The organism is Actinocrinis sp., assembly GCF_035653575.1.
In the GTDB taxonomy this organism is placed as follows: domain Bacteria; phylum Actinomycetota; class Actinomycetes; order Streptomycetales; family Catenulisporaceae; genus Actinocrinis.
Genome location: NZ_DASRBQ010000092.1, coordinates 11,813 through 28,106 on the forward strand (window position 1 = coordinate 11,813; position 16,294 = coordinate 28,106).

General features: G+C 69.8%; 17 protein-coding genes. 6 read left to right on the forward strand and 11 right to left on the reverse strand.

The annotated features are described in order from the left end of the window. Nucleotides 1-152: 152 nt before the first annotated feature. From mptB to clpS, 5 genes are all read right to left on the reverse strand, one after another. Complete coding sequence (mptB, locus tag VFA06_RS13170) at nt 153-1,670, reverse strand: polyprenol phosphomannose-dependent alpha 1,6 mannosyltransferase MptB (RefSeq protein ID WP_324840813.1); 1,518 nt, start codon at nt 1,668-1,670, stop codon at nt 153-155. A 66-nt stretch (nt 1,671-1,736) separates the two neighbouring features. Next, nucleotides 1,737-3,239 (reverse strand): glycosyltransferase 87 family protein, encoded by a 1,503-nt coding sequence (locus VFA06_RS13175; RefSeq protein WP_324840814.1) that lies wholly within the window; start codon nt 3,237-3,239, stop codon nt 1,737-1,739. Nucleotides 3,240-3,437: 198 nt separating this feature from the next. Then, the gene (locus VFA06_RS13180) at nt 3,438-3,851 is read right to left on the reverse strand and encodes a M67 family metallopeptidase (protein ID WP_324840815.1); all 414 of its coding nucleotides are present in this window, start codon (nt 3,849-3,851) and stop codon (nt 3,438-3,440) included. Between the two features lie 46 nt (nt 3,852-3,897). Beyond that, nucleotides 3,898-4,476, reverse strand: a complete 579-nt coding sequence (locus VFA06_RS13185) for a DUF2017 domain-containing protein (protein WP_324840816.1) — start codon at nt 4,474-4,476, stop codon at nt 3,898-3,900. A 135-nt stretch (nt 4,477-4,611) separates the two neighbouring features. Next, nucleotides 4,612-4,914: an ATP-dependent Clp protease adapter ClpS gene (gene clpS, locus VFA06_RS13190; protein ID WP_349260170.1), complete on the reverse strand. Its 303-nt coding sequence runs from the start codon at nt 4,912-4,914 to the stop codon at nt 4,612-4,614. Nucleotides 4,915-5,007: 93 nt separating this feature from the next. Between clpS and VFA06_RS13195 the strand changes: the two genes are divergently transcribed. Both VFA06_RS13195 and VFA06_RS13200 read left to right on the forward strand, forming a co-directional pair. Then, the gene (locus tag VFA06_RS13195; RefSeq protein WP_349260171.1) at nt 5,008-6,366 is read left to right on the forward strand and encodes a nicotinate phosphoribosyltransferase; all 1,359 of its coding nucleotides are present in this window, start codon (nt 5,008-5,010) and stop codon (nt 6,364-6,366) included. A gap of 37 nt (nt 6,367-6,403) precedes the next feature. Then, nucleotides 6,404-6,973 (forward strand): isochorismatase family protein, encoded by a 570-nt coding sequence (locus VFA06_RS13200; protein WP_324840819.1) that lies wholly within the window; start codon nt 6,404-6,406, stop codon nt 6,971-6,973. A 43-nt stretch (nt 6,974-7,016) separates the two neighbouring features. On the opposite strand, the gene VFA06_RS13205 is transcribed toward VFA06_RS13200, so the two are convergent. Beyond that, nucleotides 7,017-7,952: an aminoglycoside phosphotransferase family protein gene (locus VFA06_RS13205; RefSeq protein ID WP_324840820.1), complete on the reverse strand. Its 936-nt coding sequence runs from the start codon at nt 7,950-7,952 to the stop codon at nt 7,017-7,019. Between the two features lie 43 nt (nt 7,953-7,995). On the opposite strand from VFA06_RS13205, the gene VFA06_RS13210 reads away from it, so the two are divergent. Next, entirely contained in the window at nt 7,996-8,403 is a 408-nt protein-coding gene (locus VFA06_RS13210; RefSeq protein ID WP_324840821.1) for a VOC family protein, read from the forward strand. A 15-nt stretch (nt 8,404-8,418) separates the two neighbouring features. On the opposite strand, the gene VFA06_RS13215 is transcribed toward VFA06_RS13210, so the two are convergent. Genes VFA06_RS13215 through VFA06_RS13225 form a run of 3 tightly spaced genes read right to left on the reverse strand, consistent with a single transcriptional unit; the run spans nt 8,419 to nt 11,154 of the window. Then, nucleotides 8,419-9,288 carry an ABC transporter permease gene (locus VFA06_RS13215; RefSeq protein ID WP_324840822.1) on the reverse strand — a complete coding sequence of 290 codons (870 nt, stop codon included), beginning with the start codon at nt 9,286-9,288 and terminating at the stop codon, nt 8,419-8,421. Further along, on the reverse strand, nt 9,242-10,168 hold the full coding sequence (locus VFA06_RS13220; RefSeq protein WP_324840823.1) for an ABC transporter permease: 927 nt from the start codon (nt 10,166-10,168) through the stop codon (nt 9,242-9,244). The genes VFA06_RS13215 and VFA06_RS13220 overlap by 47 nt, the downstream gene beginning before the upstream one ends. Further along, nucleotides 10,165-11,154 (reverse strand): ABC transporter ATP-binding protein, encoded by a 990-nt coding sequence (locus VFA06_RS13225; RefSeq protein ID WP_324840824.1) that lies wholly within the window; start codon nt 11,152-11,154, stop codon nt 10,165-10,167. The genes VFA06_RS13220 and VFA06_RS13225 overlap by 4 nt, the downstream gene beginning before the upstream one ends. 185 nt (nt 11,155-11,339) lie before the next feature. On the opposite strand from VFA06_RS13225, the gene VFA06_RS13230 reads away from it, so the two are divergent. Further along, nucleotides 11,340-12,200 carry a hypothetical protein gene (locus tag VFA06_RS13230; RefSeq protein ID WP_324840825.1) on the forward strand — a complete coding sequence of 287 codons (861 nt, stop codon included), beginning with the start codon at nt 11,340-11,342 and terminating at the stop codon, nt 12,198-12,200. Nucleotides 12,201-12,317: 117 nt separating this feature from the next. Here the strand turns inward: VFA06_RS13230 and VFA06_RS13235 are convergent, their stop codons facing one another. After that, entirely contained in the window at nt 12,318-13,295 is a 978-nt protein-coding gene (locus VFA06_RS13235; RefSeq protein ID WP_324840826.1) for an RDD family protein, read from the reverse strand. A gap of 123 nt (nt 13,296-13,418) precedes the next feature. On the opposite strand from VFA06_RS13235, the gene VFA06_RS13240 reads away from it, so the two are divergent. Together VFA06_RS13240 and VFA06_RS13245 are read left to right on the forward strand one after the other, a co-directional pair. After that, nucleotides 13,419-14,108, forward strand: coding sequence for a DUF5819 family protein (locus VFA06_RS13240; protein ID WP_324840827.1), 690 nt, complete (start codon nt 13,419-13,421; stop codon nt 14,106-14,108). Further along, on the forward strand, nt 14,105-15,712 hold the full coding sequence (locus VFA06_RS13245; protein WP_324840828.1) for a DCC1-like thiol-disulfide oxidoreductase family protein: 1,608 nt from the start codon (nt 14,105-14,107) through the stop codon (nt 15,710-15,712). The genes VFA06_RS13240 and VFA06_RS13245 overlap by 4 nt, the downstream gene beginning before the upstream one ends. Here VFA06_RS13245 and VFA06_RS13250 read toward each other — a convergent pair. Continuing rightward, nucleotides 15,617-16,267, reverse strand: coding sequence for an IclR family transcriptional regulator (locus VFA06_RS13250; protein ID WP_324840829.1), 651 nt, complete (start codon nt 16,265-16,267; stop codon nt 15,617-15,619). The two genes, VFA06_RS13245 and VFA06_RS13250, sit on opposite strands and share 96 nt — an antisense overlap. Nucleotides 16,268-16,294 lie beyond the last annotated feature (27 nt).

A 16,294-nucleotide genomic window follows, 5' to 3' on the forward strand; every position in this document is an offset into this window, starting at 1 on the left:
GACGGTATGGGCTCTTGGCGCGTTGGCGGCCATGGGCACACCGGGGAACGCATATAGCCATGCTATCGATTCCCGGTGTAGCGGCCCCTCGGTGCTCGCAGTGTGGTCAGGTCGGCGAGAGCCGGGTGGTCAGGTCGGCGAGAGCCGGGCGGTCAGGAGTTCGCCCAGGGCGCCGGGCCGCCGCCGGAGGAGTGCATGAGCGCGAGGAACACCGTGACCAGCGTCAGCCAGCGGGTCATCGGGTTGCGCGGCAGCAGCGCCAGCACCACCCAGGCCAGCGCGGCGTACCAGGGCAGCGACCAGGGCGCGACCACGATCCAGGCGAAGCAGAGCGCGAACGGGACGGTCACCATGGCCGGCTGGTCCGGGGAGAAGCGGCGATAGATCAGCACCGCGACCACGATCATCAGGATCGGCCAGAGGATCGAGGTGGCCGCGGAACCGATGTTCTGCCCCAGGTCCCCAGCTCCGAACACGGCGAAGCCGCCCTGCAGGGCGAGCTGCAGCGCCCGCCACGGCGAGGGGGTCGCCACCAGGCTGGACGCGGTGAGCAGCTGCTTGAAGGCGTGCAGGCCGTAGAAGGAGTAGAAGAAGACCACCGAGCCGACGCCGCTGACCGCCAGCCGCCCGAGGTTCCACCAGTCGCGCCGCATCGCCAGCGCCCAGGCAAGGCCGGCGCCGACCAGCCCGGCGTTGATCTTGAACGCGCAGGCCACGCCGACGGCCAACCCTGCTGCGAGATAACGCCAGCCCTGCGTTCCGCGCCGGGCGATCTGCACCCCGACGACCACCGCGGCGGCCGCGTAGGTGTCCAGGTGGCCGCCCGCGACGAGCTGCTGGATCAGCACCGGGTTGGCGACCCACATCAGCGAGGCGCGCACCGGGTCGTCGGCCGTCTTCAGCAGGAAGTAGCCGACGGCGAGGAAGACCGCCCCGTTGAAGATCATCAGATAGTGCACGGTCGAGCCGGGGCTCAGGCCGCCGAGCCAGGCGGCGAGCTGCTGCACCCAGGTGGCCATCGGCCCGTACACGGAGGGGGTGCGGGTCCACATCGGGCCCACCGACTGCGTGTAAGGGTTCTGCTGGCCGAGGATGTCGGGACCGTTGGTGTACGGATCGAAGCCGTGATTGGCCACGTGCCCGTACGCCGCGTAGCTGGCCGCGTCTGAGGAGCCGACCGGGGTGATGTTCACCATCACCGCGACGATCGCGCTCACCGCAAGGAACAGGTGCCGCGGGTTCGGCCGCCAGCCCCGGCTGTTGGCCCACAGCAGCCCGGCCAGGCCGAGGCACTGCAGCACGATCGCCAGATAGGTCAGCGGGAAGGAGACGAACCAGGGCAGCTGCCACAGGTGCCCGGACAGCGGCAGGACCAGCGGCTTGAGGTTGGCCGGGTCGCCGGTGTGGTTCGGCGGCAGCGTGTTGAAGTTCGGCGACAGGACGCCGACCAGCATGATCAGCAGCAGCCCGGCCAGCGAGACGCCGACCGCGACCTTCGGTGTGGCCAGCGTCGAGCCGGCCAGCCGGTAGATGAACTCGATCAGCTCGGTCAGCAGCCGGCGCGGTCCGACCGGCTTGGAGCTGCGCGGGGAGCGCTCGTCGAGCGGTCCGGGCAGCACACTCGGCGAGGTGGCGGTCCCGCCTCCTGGCCGCGCGGCCGATTCGCTCATCGCTCCCTCACACGTCCCCGCGACCCCGGCGGATCCACGGTCGGGACCCGCGCGTGATGATAGTCCCTACCTCGTTGAGGCGCCCCTGGGTTCTGCGCCGGCCGGAGCCGGACCGGCCCCCGCCGGCTGCAAGGCGACCAGGTCGCCGACCGGCGGCACGACCGCGCCGGCTGCGGCGTGGGCCTCCGCCTCGGACCGGGCTCCTGGCACCGCGCCGGGGGCGGAGCCGGCCGGCCCCGCCGGGTCCGGCTCCTTCGCCGTGGTCGCGGACCACAGCTTGCGCAGCGCGATCACCGTGGCCGCCAGCAGCACCAGGTTGCGCGCGGCCACCACCGCGGTGCCCAGGAAGCCGTGGTGCATGACCTGAAGGAACAGGATCGGGAACTCGAGCTGGCTGACCAGCGTGCAGGCCATCACCATCCGCGCCGGAGTGGCCATCAGGGTGCGTCGGCGGTCCGGCACATTCTCGGCCAGGCAGAGCGCGGACAGGCCGATGAGCCAGATCAGATACTGCGGGCTGAGCACCCGGCTGGTGACCACCATCACCAGCAGCACCGTGAATCCGGCGTCGTACATCAGCGCCGGGGACCAGCGCTCCGGGTGGAACCGCCGCGCCCGCCACCACAGCACGATGCCGAATCCGAGCAGCGTGAGCAGGATCGCGCCCGAGGCGACCAGGCCGGTGCCCGGCCCGGCGAGCTGGAAATTGCCGTCCTCGTGCACCGTGCTGACCGGGTAGCCGAACCAGGAGGCGATCATGAACGGCGAGGCGAACACGGCCTCGACCTCGATGCCCCGGCTGGACTGATGCCCGAGGAAGGACAGCGCCCCGGACAGCCCCGCGGCGATCAGAGCGCAGATCACCACCGCGCCGACGACCGCCGAGACCACCGCCCGCACCCCGCGCCTGCCACCCGGCAGACCCGCGAGCAGCACCACCGGCCAGACCTTCACCACCGCGCCGAGCCCGAGCAGGACGCCGCGCACGCTCCAGGTCCACTTCTCGGCCTGCTCCGGCGTGCGCCGCTCGGTCGCCTTGACCGTCGCGACCAGGCCACCTACGGCGAGCGCGGTAACGATGACGTCGTACCGCATGAACAGGATCGGACCGAGCGCGAAGCCCCCGAGCACCCACGCCCACACCCCGGACAGGTGCGCTTCGCGGCCGGTCTGCGCCGCGATCCGGTCCGCCTGCCCGATCAGCAGCGTGAACACCACGGCGTCCGCGGCCAGCGCGAAGAAGAAGAAGGAGTTGACGTACCCGATGCCGACATGCGCGATCAGCTTCGGGAAGATCATCACCAGGGCCGCGGCCGGCGGGTACTGCCACTGTGGATCGCTCGACGGGAACGATCCGTGGGTCATCGTGTTGGCCCAGCCGCTGTAGATATAGACGTCGCCGATGACCGAGCCGCGCGAGAAGTACGGCATGGCCTGGAGCGCCCAGAGCATCAGCAGGAAGCGGGTCCCGGCCCACCAGAACCCGACGCGCCGATACCGCGGGGCGAAGACGGGCGCCGAGGCGAGCCGCCGCAAAGCGCTCGATCCTGGGCTCGTCTCCGGGCTCATCGCTCGCTCATCCCTCCGTGGTCACCGGCGATCCGGCCCTTGGCTGACTTACAGGCGTAGCCACGTACCCGTGACCGCCCCAGTCGATGGTACGGGCGGCAATCGGTGTAAATCGGCCCCGTACCGGCTCAGGACGCGACCGTTGCCGAACCGTCATGCACGATTCGTGATGTGGAAAGCCGGGCGGCATCTCGCCGCCTAGCCGACGACGACCTCTTCCTCCGAGACGACGCCGTCCACGATGCGGAACGAACGGAACTGGAACTCGCCGAGGCCGTCCGCGTCGCGCGTGGAGACCAGCACGTAGTGCGCGTTCGGCTCCGAGGCGTATGAGATGTCCGTGCGCGACGGGTACGCCTCGGTCGAAGAGTGCGAGTGGTAGATCACGACCGGCTCTTCGTCGCGGTCGTCCATCTCGCGGTAGAGCTTCAGCAGGTCCGCCGAGTCGAACTCGTAGAACGTGGGCGAGCGCGCCGCGTTGGCCATCGGGATGAACCGCTCGGGCCGGTCCGAGCCCGCCGGGCCGGCGACCACGCCGCAGGCCTCGTCGGGGTGGTCGGCGCGGGCGTGCTCGACGATCGCGTCGTAGATGCTCTTGTCGATGGTCAACACGGAACCAGGGTAGGGCACCCGGCCGATCGCACGCGGCCCCGCCACGTCAGGCGGACAGCGCCTCGACCAGCGTCTCCTGGAGGTAACCGAGGTAGTAGTACACCGGGATGTACGCCGTGCGGGGGTCGGCCGGGCCGAAGTCCTGGCCGGGTTCCTGGTCGTCGCTGGTGATCTCAAGCCGGGTGCCGAGCACGAGCCGCAGGTCGTTGAGCGCGCCGAGCCAGGCGGCCGCCTCGACCGGGATGAGGCTGAGCCGGCCGCCGCCCTTGATCCGATCGAGGGTCTCCAGCGCCACGTTCGCCCGGCGCCGCCGCTCCGCGGTCAGATCCGCCTGGGTGTATCTGCGAAACTCCGCGGTGGCGTCCGGGTCGTCCGGATAGGCGTCGGGGAAGAGGCGGGCCAGCGCGGGATCGTCCGGGCGGGCCGGTGGCGTGTCGTCGCCGAGCCCGTCCAGGCCGAGCTGCGCGGCCAGCGGATCGGCCTGGTTCGGCCGCAGGGACTGCGGATCCTCCCCGGCCAGCAGCTCGAGCAGGTCGCCGAACAGGTCGGCGAGCAGCCGCGCCTCGGCGGAGCGCAGGTCGACGAGCACGGTGTCGTCGGGTCCGCGGGTGAACGCCGCGATCACGGCACGTCTGTCCTTTCGAAAGGGCACTTCTCTCTCACGAGCCTTCGCCTGGGTGCGGCCGGTGGCCGTCGGGAACGATACTGGCCGGCGCCGCCCGGCAGGTTTCAGCGCCGCCGCGCGGCTCCGCTTCGGCGGTCACGCGCGCTGCATCGTGGCCCATAGGCCGTAGGAGTGCATGGCGGACACGTCCCGCTCCATCTCCTCGCGGCTGCCGTGCGCGACGACGGCCTTGCCGCGGTGATGGACGTCGAGCATGAGCTTGTGCGCCTTGGTCTTGGGGTAACCGAAGTAGCTCTCGAAGACGTAGGTGACATAACTCATGAGGTTGATCGGGTCGTTCCACACGATCGTGGTCCACGGCCGGTCGGTTTCCTCGGCGACCTCCTCCTCGCCGCGGACGTCCGGCCGGTCGACTTCAACCGGTGCGCTGGTCACCATCCCATCTTCGCATCATCTGAGAGCGGCCTCACACCCCGGATCGGTGCAGTGGACGCGACATAGCCGGCGCACCGGAGTACACTTATCGTCATGATGACGATAAGTGGGGGCCGGGACGGTGCCGAGGAGCACTCCACGCCCGCGGCCGCGGCCTCGACCGCGCTGCTGACGGACCATTACGAGCTGACGATGTTGCAGGCCGCGCTGCGCAGCGGGGCCGCGCACCGGCGCTCGGTCTTCGAGGTCTTCGCGCGGCGGCTGCCCGACGGGCGGCGCTACGGTGTGGTCGCGGGAACCGGCCGCCTGCTCGACGCGATCGCGGCGTTCCGCTTCGACGACGAGCAGTTGGCGTTCCTCGACCGGACCGGCGTGGTCGACCGCGCCACGCTCGATTGGCTGGCCGGATACCGGTTCCGCGGCACCGTGCGCGGATACGCCGAGGGCGAGTCCTACTTCCCGCAGTCGCCGATCCTGGCGGTCGAGGGCACGTTCGCCGAGGCGGTTCTCCTGGAGACGCTGATCCTCTCCGTGCTCAACCACGACTCGGCCATCGCCGCCGCGGCCTCGCGGATGACCTCGGCCGCGGCCGGCCGGCCGTGCATCGAGATGGGCTCGCGCCGTACCCACGAGGAAGCCGCCGTCGCGAGCGCGCGAGCCGCATACCTGGCCGGCTTCGCGTCCACCTCGAACCTGGCGGCGGGTTTCCGCTACGGCGTGCCGACAGTCGGCACCAGCGCGCACGCGTTCACGCTCGTGCACGACACCGAGCGCGAGGCGTTCCAGACCCAGGTGGCCACGCTCGGCAAGGGCACCACGCTGCTGGTCGACACGTTCGACGTGGCCGAGGCCGTGCGCGTCGCGGTGGAGGTGGCCGGTCCCGACCTCGGCGCGGTGCGGCTGGACTCCGGCGACCTGCTGTGGATGGCGCACCGGGTGCGCAAGCAGCTCGACGAGCTCGGCGCGCGCAACACGAAGATCGTGGTCACCAGCGACCTCGACGAGTACGCCATCGCCGCGCTCGCGGTCGCTCCGGTGGATTCCTACGGTGTGGGCACGCAGCTGGTCACCGGCAGCGGCGCACCGACCGCGTCGATGGTCTACAAGCTGGTCGCGCGGGCCGAATCGGAGCAGCCCGACGGCGAGCTCGTGCCCGTATCCAAGCGGTCGCCGGACAAGCCCAGCCAAGGCGGCCGCAAGTACGCCTACCGCCGCATCGACGGCGACGGCGTGGCCACCGCGGAGGTCATCGGCATCGGCGAACCCCCGGCGGACCTGGCCGACCGCGGCCGAAGCCTGATCAAGACCCTGATGGTGGATGGCGAGCTGGTGGACCGGGCGACGTTGGAGGAGGCCCGCGAGCTGCACCGCCGTTCGCTCGCCGAGCTGCCGATCTCCGCGACGCAGCTCTCGCGCGGCGACGCGGTGATCCCTACCGTCTACGAGAACGTCTGATGTCCTTGAACGCCTTAGAAGAGGGACGAGCGCGCTGATGAACAGGGCACTGATCGTGGTGGACGTGCAGAACGACTTCTGCGAGGGCGGTTCGCTGCCGGTGGAAGGGGGCGCCGCCGCAGCCGAGCTGATCGCGCGGTACGTCGCGGAGGGTTCCGGAGGGGCGCAGTTCACCGTCGCTACCCGTGACTACCACGTGGATCCGGGCGCGCACTTCGGTACACCGCCGGACGGCCCGGACTACGTCAACAGCTGGCCGGTGCACTGCGTCGTCGGGACCGAGGGCGCTGACTTCCACCCGGCAGTGGCGGGCCTCTCGTTCGACGCTGAATTCCGCAAGGGCGCGCACGAGGCGGCGTACTCGGGCTTTCAGGGCTCGACGACCGACGGCGAGTCCCTGGCAGCCTGGTTGAGCGAGCACGACGTGACCGAGGTCGATGTCGTCGGCATCGCCACGGATCACTGCGTCCGGGCCACGGCTCTGGACGCAGCGGCGAACGGCCTCGCGGTGCGCGTGCTGCTGGACAAGACCGCGGCTGTGTCCCCGGTGACGCTGGCCAAGGCGCTGACGGACTTCGAGGACGCCGGGGTCGTCGCGGTGCCCTGACGCTCAGAGGCCGACGCGCATCGGGCTCTTCGTGGATCTTGCTTTACAGTTCGGCGAGCTTCGCGAACGCGCGGGCCTTCTCGATCGAACCCGCGGGCGGCGGCGCGTCCGGATGCGCGAGCGACCACAACGCCAACTCGATCTCACGCGCCAACGCCCACGCCGCCAAGCGCCGCACGTCCTCGCCGACCATGCCCGCGACCAGCGACATGCGCTCGGCGAGGACGCTCTGGGCGTCGTCGTGCGCGAACGGGTCGTCGATCTGCGATATCAAGGGCCACACATCGTAGGCCGGGTCGCCGATCATCGGCTTGGCGTCGATCACGAGCCAGGGCTTGCGCTGCGCCGCGAGGATGTTGCCCGGGTTGAAGTCTCCGTGCACGACGACCCGGCGTTCGGCGCTGTGGGGAAGCTCGCGCAGCAGTCGCGCGCCGAGCGCGACGAGGCCGGGATCGAAGTCCGGCTTGAAGCGCGCCATCCGAGCCTCGACCAGGTCGGCCCACTCGGCGGTCACCTCGCCGAGCGGTTCCAGGCCGGTCTGCTCCGGCGGCGTCGCCGACCACAGCTCGTACAACAGCTGCGCGCCGATCAGCAGCCGCCTGTCCGGGGTGAGCTGATCCGATTCCGCGAGTGTCGTTCCGGGCTCGCACCGCTCGATGAGCACCGCGAGCTGTTCGCGATCCTCCTGGAGCAGAAGCACCGCTCCGCGCCCGGACCACAGCCGCAGGCCCTCCGCCTCGCCTATCGCCTCGCGATGCGGCCAGGTCACCTTGAGCACCGCGGGCTCGCCATCAGGCGTCCAAGCAGGCGCCACCCACGAGCAGCTACCGCCGTGGAACGGCGCGCCGAGGCGTAGCGACCAACGCTCGCGTAGTTCCTCGACGACTCCGGGCAACCTCGCGAGCCAGGCCGGACCGTCGTCGTACTGGTTCACCGTCGCGACCACTGGCAAGGAGGGAGGAAAGAGATCGAGTTCCACGCGTTCCCTCCGTAGATGATCGCTCCTGGGCGAGAATGGGCCCATGCTGAGCCAGATCAGAATTCTCGTGGACGACTTCCCCACCAGCTACCGCTTTTACCGCGACGTGCTCGGACTCTCGCCGCAGGAGACCGGCGAGGACCCGGCCCAGGCTGAGGCCGGTCCGTACGGCGCCTTCAAGGACAAGCAAGGCGGCACGGACGTGGCGCTGTTCGACCGCGCGCTGATGGCCAAGGCGGTCGGGGGCGATGGCGCAGGCGAGCGTGGTTCGGCGGACCACGTGGTCCTCGCCTTCCGGGTGCCGGACGTGGACGCCGCCTACGCCGAGGCGATCGGGCGCGGCGCTCAGTCCGCGGCGGCACCGGTGGACCAGCCGGCCTGGGGCATGCGAGTCGCCCACGTGCGCGCTCCGGAGGGCACGCTGATCGAGTTCTGCGCCTGGGAAGACTAACGCCGCAGCTACCGTTTAGCCGCCCACCGACTGGTACAGCCGCAGCGATCGGTACCAGACCGCCTTGGCCAGGAGGAAGAACCCGAGGCCGAGCAGCGGGGCCGCCGCGGTCAGCCACAGCGGCAGGCCGGTGGTCGCGGTGTGGCCGGTGACGATCGCCGCCGGCAGGTACGCGATGAACGCGACCGGGAAGACGAAGGTCAGCGCGTCCTTCGCCGGGCTCGGCAGCACGTTCAGCGGGTAGTTGCCGAAGGTGGAGATCGTCTGGTCCACCCAGCTTGTCCAGGTGAACAGGCCGGTGAAGCGCAGCGCCCCGATCGCCAGCAGGGTTTGCACCCCGGCCTCGACCAACGTGCCGCCGAGGATGCCGCAGACCACGTACACGGCCTTCAGCGGCGTCCAGCCGAGGTCGAGCCGGAACAGCGCGAGCACGAAGATGCCTGCGCCCGCGAGCAGGTCGCCGAAGGAGTTGACCTGGAAGCGGGAGAGCAGCACCTGGCGATACACCGGCATCGGCCGCAGCAGGAAGCCGTCCATCCGGCCCTCCTGCACCGTCATGGACAGCATCGCGATGTTGCTGAAGCAGGCCACGTACAAGCTGTGCGAGACCAACCGCATCGAGGCGATCAGCAGCACGTCGCCCTGCTTCCAGCCGCCGAGGCCGGGGAACCGCAGCAGCAACACCCCGGCGAACAGCACCATCGAGCCCTGCCACACCAGGCCGAACAGGAGGCCGAGAACGAACTCGCCGTGGTACGCCGTCTGCGCCTTGAGGTTAAGCCGGCTGATTCGGTAATACAGCGCGGCCTGCTCGCGTAGGCCTGGCTTGCGGTCGAGGTCAGCGCGGATCCCGCGTGCGCGACCCGCGTCCATCGTCGTGGTCATCTGAGCCTCCAAGCACCGTCACTCGGGCGGACGCGCGCCGCCAGACCAGCGTGGAGAGCACCGCGAGGATCGCGATCCACAGCGCCTGAACCTCCAGCGCGCCGGCGAACTGGTTCACCGGCGTGCGGCCGATGTACAGCGACAACGGCACGTTGAGCGTGCCTTGGAACGGCAGCAGCCGATCGAAGGCGGCGAACCAGGCCGGAAAGAACCACAGCGGAACGAGGGCTCCGGCCAGCACGTTCTGCACGATCTCGTACATGATCACCAACTGGTTGTTCACCACGGTCCAGAAGCAGGCCAGGTCGATCAGCAGTCTGAGGTAGTACAGCGTGACCAGGCCGAGCGCCATGCACGCGAGCGCGGCCAAGCCCGCTCGCGCGCTGACCGGCGGTGCGATGACGCCGGTCGTGAGACAGACGATGTAGGCGATCGCGCCCCAGCACGCGCCGTAGCCGAGGTCGCCGCAGGCCTTGATGCAGTAGAACCTGCGCGGGCTCACCGGGCGCAGAAACCAGTAGGCGATCGTGCCCTCCAGCATGTGCTGGACCATGTTGTCCCGCGCCGCCCACCGATTGACCGCCCGGAAGGCCACGTAGAAGACGCCGAGCAGGGCGTAGGTGGTGGCTTGGCGCGAGTCGAGGCCGGCACTGGACTTGGTGGTGGCGTAGAGGGCTTGCCAGAGCCAGTAGGTGAGCGCGGCGCGGATCACCAGCATGCCGAGGGTGGAGGCGACGCGTCCCCACTCGTAGAACTCACTGAGCACGGTGACGCGCGCGGCTCGCCAGGCTCGCCGCGACTGCCGCCCGTCGGCGAGGGTACGAAGCGGTGCCTGCGGCGCCCCGGAACCTGTCATCGGATTAAGCGCGACCTCGCTCACGACGACATCGCCGCTTGCGGCTTGTCCGCGTTCTGGGCTCCCGCGCGTTCGCCTGTGCCGCCGAGACGAGTGCTTGACTCCGACTCGGCGCGTTCGCCCAGCAGCTCGCTGGCCTGGCGGCCGAAGGCGCGGCGCATGACGTCTTCCAGGTCCGCGTTCCCGTCGGGCTCATCAGTGTCCGAATGGTTCCTGCGCAGCGTGCTCAAATCGCCGTCGTACACGATCTGGCCGTGGTTGATCAGGATCACCCGCTCGGCCAGCCGCTCCACCTCGGTCATGTCGTGCGTCGTGAGCACGACTGTGCGGCCGCGGTTCTCGACCTGGTCCCGCAGGAACTCCCGGACCTGTTCCTTGACCACCACGTCCATGCCGATCGTCGGCTCGTCCAGGTACAGCACCGCCGGGTCGTGGATCAGCGCCGCCGCGAGGTCGCAGCGCACCCGCTGGCCAAGCGAGAGCTGCCGGGCTCGGGTGTCCCAGAACGCTGAGAGCTCCAGGATGCGGTCGAACGCCGCGACCCGTTCGCGGAAGAGTTCCGGCCCGACGCCGTGGATGTCCGCCAGCACGCTGAGCGAGTCACGGGCCGGCAGGTCCCACCACAGCTGCGAGCGCTGGCCGAAGACCGCGCCGACCCGCCGCGCGTTCGCGATCCGCTCGCGGTGCGGGACCAGGCCGTTGACCTCCACCCGGCCGCTGCTCGGCGTCAGGATACCTGTCAGCATCTTGATGGTAGTCGACTTGCCCGCGCCGTTCGGCCCGAGGAACGCGACGAGCTCGCCCGGCTGAATCTGGAAGCTGACGCCGTCGACCGCCGTCCTGGCCACGCGCTGCGGGCTGATCAGGGATCTGACCGCGGAGAAGCGGCCGGGTCTGCGGGCCGAGACGTGGAAGACCTTGGTGAGGTTCTCGGCCGTGATGCCGCCCTCGGCTTGCCCCGCCGCGCGGCCCCCGAAGGCCCCGGAGCGCCCTGGCCGATTAATATTCATGGTCCCTCCCTATTAATTGTCTCCAGCTTGGGCCTGCCGTGAAGCGAGCGCACGGTATTTCACAATGTGGACAGAGGGTGCCCGCGATGAGGCCGGGCAGCTTGTTCGGTTTAGTGGTGAATCGACGCCCCGAATTAACATCGTCCGCATTGTCGGGAGCTGGGCTCGGCGCTACCGTGACCGGCATGTCACAGGCAGTACCGAGGCTCCTTCTCAACGCGTTGCTGGACGACTTCTCGATGATCCGCAGGCCGGGCGCGGGAGGCGGGGCCGGGCGCGCCGGAGGAGCGCCGCGCTCCGCGGAGCCGGTCTCTCCGGCGATCGGGCGGCGGGTAGTACACGCCGAGGCCTGGCCTGATGCGGCCGCGGCCCCTGCGGACGGGGTGCCGGACCTGCCGGTGATGATCCACGGCACGGCGGCGCGGGCGCTGGCCGGCTATCGCAGCGCGGCGGCTTCGCGGCCGGCGGTGGGCATCGACATCCCGCATGAGCGGGATCGGCACTGCGGCGAGTCGGTGCACCGGAGCCTAGCCCGTTTGACCCAACTTCCCCGGACGGTTCCGGTCACCGTGGGACTGGCCTTGGAGCCCGGTTGGCGAGACGCGCTGAGCATGATCATCGCGCGCGGCCGGTCGGTCCGGTTCGCGGTCTGTGGCGTGGACGCGCCCGACGCCCCGATCTTGGTCGAGGCGATCCGCGCGGCGGTGGCTGAGCGCTGCTCCTTCTCCTGGTCCTGTGGACTGTGGCGGGCGGTCACTGATCCCTGGGACGCGCAGCTGCCCGGGATTCTCAACGTGCTGCTCGCCACGGCCACCGCACTGCGCGGCGGCGGCGGAGCGCAGATCGGTGCCCAACTCGCCCGGACGGATCGGGTCGAGATCGTCGACGACATATGCGAGCTCGACGATGAGACCGCGCGGCAGATCAGATCCCTGCTGGACGGTTTCGCGGTACCGCGGGTCGCGCCCGTGGTGGACTCGCTGCGGGACCTCGACCTGCTGCCCAAGGTGATGCCGGAATCGTGGGACGGGGCCGGCGTCCGGTAAGTGCGCTAACTCGAGCTTGCCGGTACTCTGCGCCGGCCGCGCCCGGATTCCTCGACTCGCCGGCGGCTGACGGCTCTCGCGGCTGGTTCCGTTGTCGCGTTCCGTCGCCGCTGTCGATCAGGCGCGTATGGTCAGCGTTCTGCTCAGCTTCTCGTGAAGGCCCTGCCGATAGGGACGGCCCCACAGCACGCCACCGAGCGCCAGCACGTCCACGACCGGGATCAGCGCCAGCAACCAGAACAGGAACGCGCGGGTCGAGGCCGCGCCACCGGACACCTCTTCGGCCGTGCCCGCAGTCACCACCTGGACACCGACCATCCGGCGCCCGGTCGTCTGCCCGGTGCGCGGGAGCCGGTATGCCTCAAGGATGATCGCGGTCAACAGCACGACCGCGATCGTTGCGGCCCACAGCGTGATGCCCATCGCGTCCATGCCGAGCGTGCGGTACGTCGTCGTGGCGTGGAGCCGTAGCTCGTTGACGTACGCGTGGTCGTGCCGATGGGCGATGAGCATCAGCGTGACCGTCGCCGGGAGCGAGAGCACGACTGCGATACAGAGATCGATGATGCGCGCCAGGATGCGCGAGCCTGCCGATGCCAACTCGACGACGCGCACCTCCGCCTCTTTCGATTCCTCCTGCTCGTTCGCGCGGTACAGGCCCGGTATCGCGTCGAACGGCGAGCTGCTGCCGCTGGACCACCCGGATCCGTATGCTCCCCGGTTGGCGAAAGCGGAGGGAACGACCATCGTTGCGACGGAGCTGACGGCCTGGTTATCGATATCGGCCGCGTCCTGCTGCCACGGATAACCGGTCTGTGCCGTCGGGGTCGGCGTCGGTGTGTGCGTCGGCGTTTGCGCTGGAGCCGGGTTCGCCGAAATCTGAGCCTGAGCCTGAGTCTGCGGCGGAACCTGCGCCGGAAGCGCCTGCGTCAACTGCGCGGCCACGGACTGCTGAAGCGCGGCTTGATCTTCCTGCTGCTGCAACTCCGGGCCCGGTCGGCTCGTGCCCGGCACCCATTGAGTGCCATCCCAGTAGCGGATATACCCCGGTATGGACGGATCGGCGTAGTAACCGGCCTCTGGTCCCGTAGTCATGGCTCCGCCCCGCAATCCCCTAAGTCGCCACGTCACCGCAACTTGTACTAGGGGAGATTAGCGGAAAGGCACCCGCGCGAAGCAGTCCCGGCGCCGCACATCCGCAGGTACGCTCGGACGGCTATGAGCGCCTCGACTCCCGGTTCCGGCACCGCGCCCGGGCGCGAGCCTGCACTGAACCCGAGGCCGCTGACCCGTTCCTGGTCGCGCGCCTTGGTCGGCGGCACAACGCTGGCCGTGCTCCTGGTCGTGGCGTTGCATCTGGCGGCGACTTTCCTCTACAACGCCCCGGCCAACCCGGTCTCGCAGCGTTACGCGAGCTCGGTGAACCGGTGGATGCAGCCGCTGTTCACCCAGAACTGGCAGCTGTTCGCGCCGAACCCGGTCTCGGAGAACATCGAGATCGACGCGCGCGCCAGCCTGGACCCGGACGGACGGCTGACCGGCTGGGTGAACCTCTCGGCGCAGGACGAGGCGGCGGAGCTCGGGAATCCGGTACCCGGCCACATCACCGAGAACCAGCTGCGCAACGCCTGGTTCCAATGGCTTGATACGCACGACAGCAACGGCAACCCGACCGGCGCGAACGCCGACGTCATGCAGAAGTACCTGATGGCCGTCGCCCTCGAACGGCTCAGCGGGCACGTCGGCCGCGGAACGATCGGCTCGGTGCAGATCCGCGCCATCACGACGTTGATCCCCGGACCCGGCCGCACGCCCGCGCAGACCGCACCGCAGACTCGCACGCTCGACTGGTGGTCCGTGACGCACAATTCGAGCGATTCGAGTGTCACGCAAGTAGGCACCGGATGAACCCGGGCCTGCTCAGCCGCGCTCTGTGGTGGTTCGGCGACCGATACGAGACCGTGACGACGCGCCTGATCGCCGCGCGCGGCCTCGCGGTGCTGCGCCTCGGGTACGGCACGCTGTGGGTCCTGTTCCTGCTGCGCGAGTGGGGCGAGCGCGAGGCCATGTGGGGTCCGGACGCCACCTGGAGCCCGGCGCTCGATCGCGCGTACGCCACGGGATCCGGCTGGTCGGGACTGCTGCGCGCGTGGTTCACCGCGGTGGCAGGCCTCACCAGCGCTGAATTCGACCTCTTCTATATCGCCGCGATCGCGGTCGGCGTGGCCTTCGTGCTCGGCTGGCACACGCGAATCGTCTCCATCCTGTTCGCATTCGTCGTGGTGGCACTGGAAAACCGCGCACCGCTGCTCACCGACGGCGGCGACAACGTACTGACGCTGATGTCGGTCTATCTCGTCTTCACGGCCTGCGGTACGCATTGGTCGCTTGATGCGCGCAGGCGCGGATTGCGGGCAAACGCGCAGGCGCGGGCGGCGCTGCTCGCAGGTGACTTGCCAGCGCAGAGCTCTGACTCGGCGCTCGATCGCGCAGTCGAATACGCACCGGACTGGCGCGCCGAGCTGGCCGAGGCGCGGCGGCGGATGGCGATAGTCGCGCACAACGGCGCCGTGCTCGTGATCGCCGCGCAGATCTGCGTCATCTACGGAACCGCGGGCTTCCTCAAGGTCCAGGGCTCGATGTGGCAGAACGGCTCGGCGCTCAGCTACGTCCTACGACTTAACTGGTTCCATCCCTGGCCCGGACTGTCGGCCTGGCTCGCCGGGCATGCGATCGCCATCGCGATCGCCGGGTACGTCACCGTATTCGTGCAGGCAGGCTTCCCGTTCATCGTCTTCAGCCCACGCCTCAAGTACCCGGCCCTGGCCGTCCTCGTGCTCATGCACGTCTCGATCGCGGTGCTGCTCGCCTTGCCTTTCTTCTCCGCGATCATGCTGGTCGGTGACGCGATCTTCCTGCCCGACCGGTTCTGGGCGGCGGTCGGGCGCCGCCTGCTCGGACCGGCCTACGCTCAAAGCATGAGCGCAGGCGAGACGAACGCAGACGGAATCAGTACCGGACGACAGCCCGCGGCGGTGCGCCCGACGTTGGTCTTCGACGGCGACTGCGGCTTCTGCACGGCCTCGGTGCACATTCTCGAATCCTGGTGCCGGCCTGACGTGCGGTTCGTGCCCTGGCAGATGCTCGACCTCGCCGCGCACGGGCTCACCGAGCAGCAGGTGAGCAAGGCCGTGCAATGGCTTCCGGTAGCCGCGGACGCGCCGATCCGCTCCGGAGCGGCGGCGGTGGCGCGGGTGCTGCTGCGCTCGCGTTGGCCGTGGCGGCCGATCGGCGCGCTGATGCTGGTCCCGCCGATCTCATGGCTGGCGGCCGGCGCGTATCACCTCATCTCGGTGAACCGGTACCGGCTGCCGGGTTCGACTCCGGCCTGCGCCGTCGCCCGCGAGAACGCCGTCTCAGCGCAGCGCCTTGGCGACCTCGGCGGCGGCGCGCACGATGCGGGGTCCGGTGCGGGCCGGATCGAGCTCGCCGAACGAGATCACGCCGACTGAGGCCTCGATCCCCGGCACGTCCACCAGCGGCGCCGCGATTCCGAACGCGCCGACCTGCAGCTCTCCCTGCGTGACGCTGTACGTCTTCGTCCCGCTGTCGCGGTACGCCACGATCGCGCGGCCGGCCGCGCCCCGATCCAGCGGGTGTCGCGAACCCACTCGGTACGCGACGTGATAGTCCGTCCACGTCGGCTCGACCACCGCGACCGCCAGCGCCTCGGTGCCGTCGACGACCGTCAGATGCGCGGTCGCGCCGACCTCCTCCGCCAGGCGGCGCAGCGGGATCGCGGCCGCGTCACGCAACAGCGGCTGCACGCGGCGGGCCAGCGCCAGCACGCCGATGCCGAGCCGCGCCCGCCCTGCCGCGTCCCGGCGGGCCAGACCGTGCAGCTCCAGCGTGGCCAGCAGCCGGTAGACGATGGTGCGATTCACCCCGAGGTGGTCGGCCAGTTCCGTGACGGTGAGCCCCGTGGGTGCGTCGGCCAGCTCTTCGAGCGCGCGCAGGCCCCGGTCCAGGGTCTGCGAGGTCTCCGGGTGGTGCGTGGTCGTCGTCACAGCGAGAGTCTAGGACGCGCGGTCGAG

Bases quoted from the DNA above. Each gene is read 5' to 3' on its own strand.
- mptB (WP_324840813.1), bottom strand. From the start codon at position 1,670: ATGAGCGAATCGGCCGCGCGGCCAGGAGGCGGGACCGCCACCTCGCCG.
- VFA06_RS13175 (WP_324840814.1), bottom strand. From the start codon at position 3,239: ATGAGCCCGGAGACGAGCCCAGGATCGAGCGCTTTGCGGCGGCTCGCC.
- clpS (WP_349260170.1), bottom strand. From the start codon at position 4,914: ATGGTGACCAGCGCACCGGTTGAAGTCGACCGGCCGGACGTCCGCGGC.
- VFA06_RS13195 (WP_349260171.1), top strand. From the start codon at position 5,008: ATGACGATAAGTGGGGGCCGGGACGGTGCCGAGGAGCACTCCACGCCC.
- VFA06_RS13200 (WP_324840819.1), top strand. From the start codon at position 6,404: ATGAACAGGGCACTGATCGTGGTGGACGTGCAGAACGACTTCTGCGAG.
- VFA06_RS13210 (WP_324840821.1), top strand. From the start codon at position 7,996: ATGCTGAGCCAGATCAGAATTCTCGTGGACGACTTCCCCACCAGCTAC.
- VFA06_RS13215 (WP_324840822.1), bottom strand. From the start codon at position 9,288: ATGACCACGACGATGGACGCGGGTCGCGCACGCGGGATCCGCGCTGAC.
- VFA06_RS13225 (WP_324840824.1), bottom strand. From the start codon at position 11,154: ATGAATATTAATCGGCCAGGGCGCTCCGGGGCCTTCGGGGGCCGCGCG.
- VFA06_RS13230 (WP_324840825.1), top strand. From the start codon at position 11,340: ATGTCACAGGCAGTACCGAGGCTCCTTCTCAACGCGTTGCTGGACGAC.
- VFA06_RS13235 (WP_324840826.1), bottom strand. From the start codon at position 13,295: ATGACTACGGGACCAGAGGCCGGTTACTACGCCGATCCGTCCATACCG.
- VFA06_RS13240 (WP_324840827.1), top strand. From the start codon at position 13,419: ATGAGCGCCTCGACTCCCGGTTCCGGCACCGCGCCCGGGCGCGAGCCT.
- VFA06_RS13245 (WP_324840828.1), top strand. From the start codon at position 14,105: ATGAACCCGGGCCTGCTCAGCCGCGCTCTGTGGTGGTTCGGCGACCGA.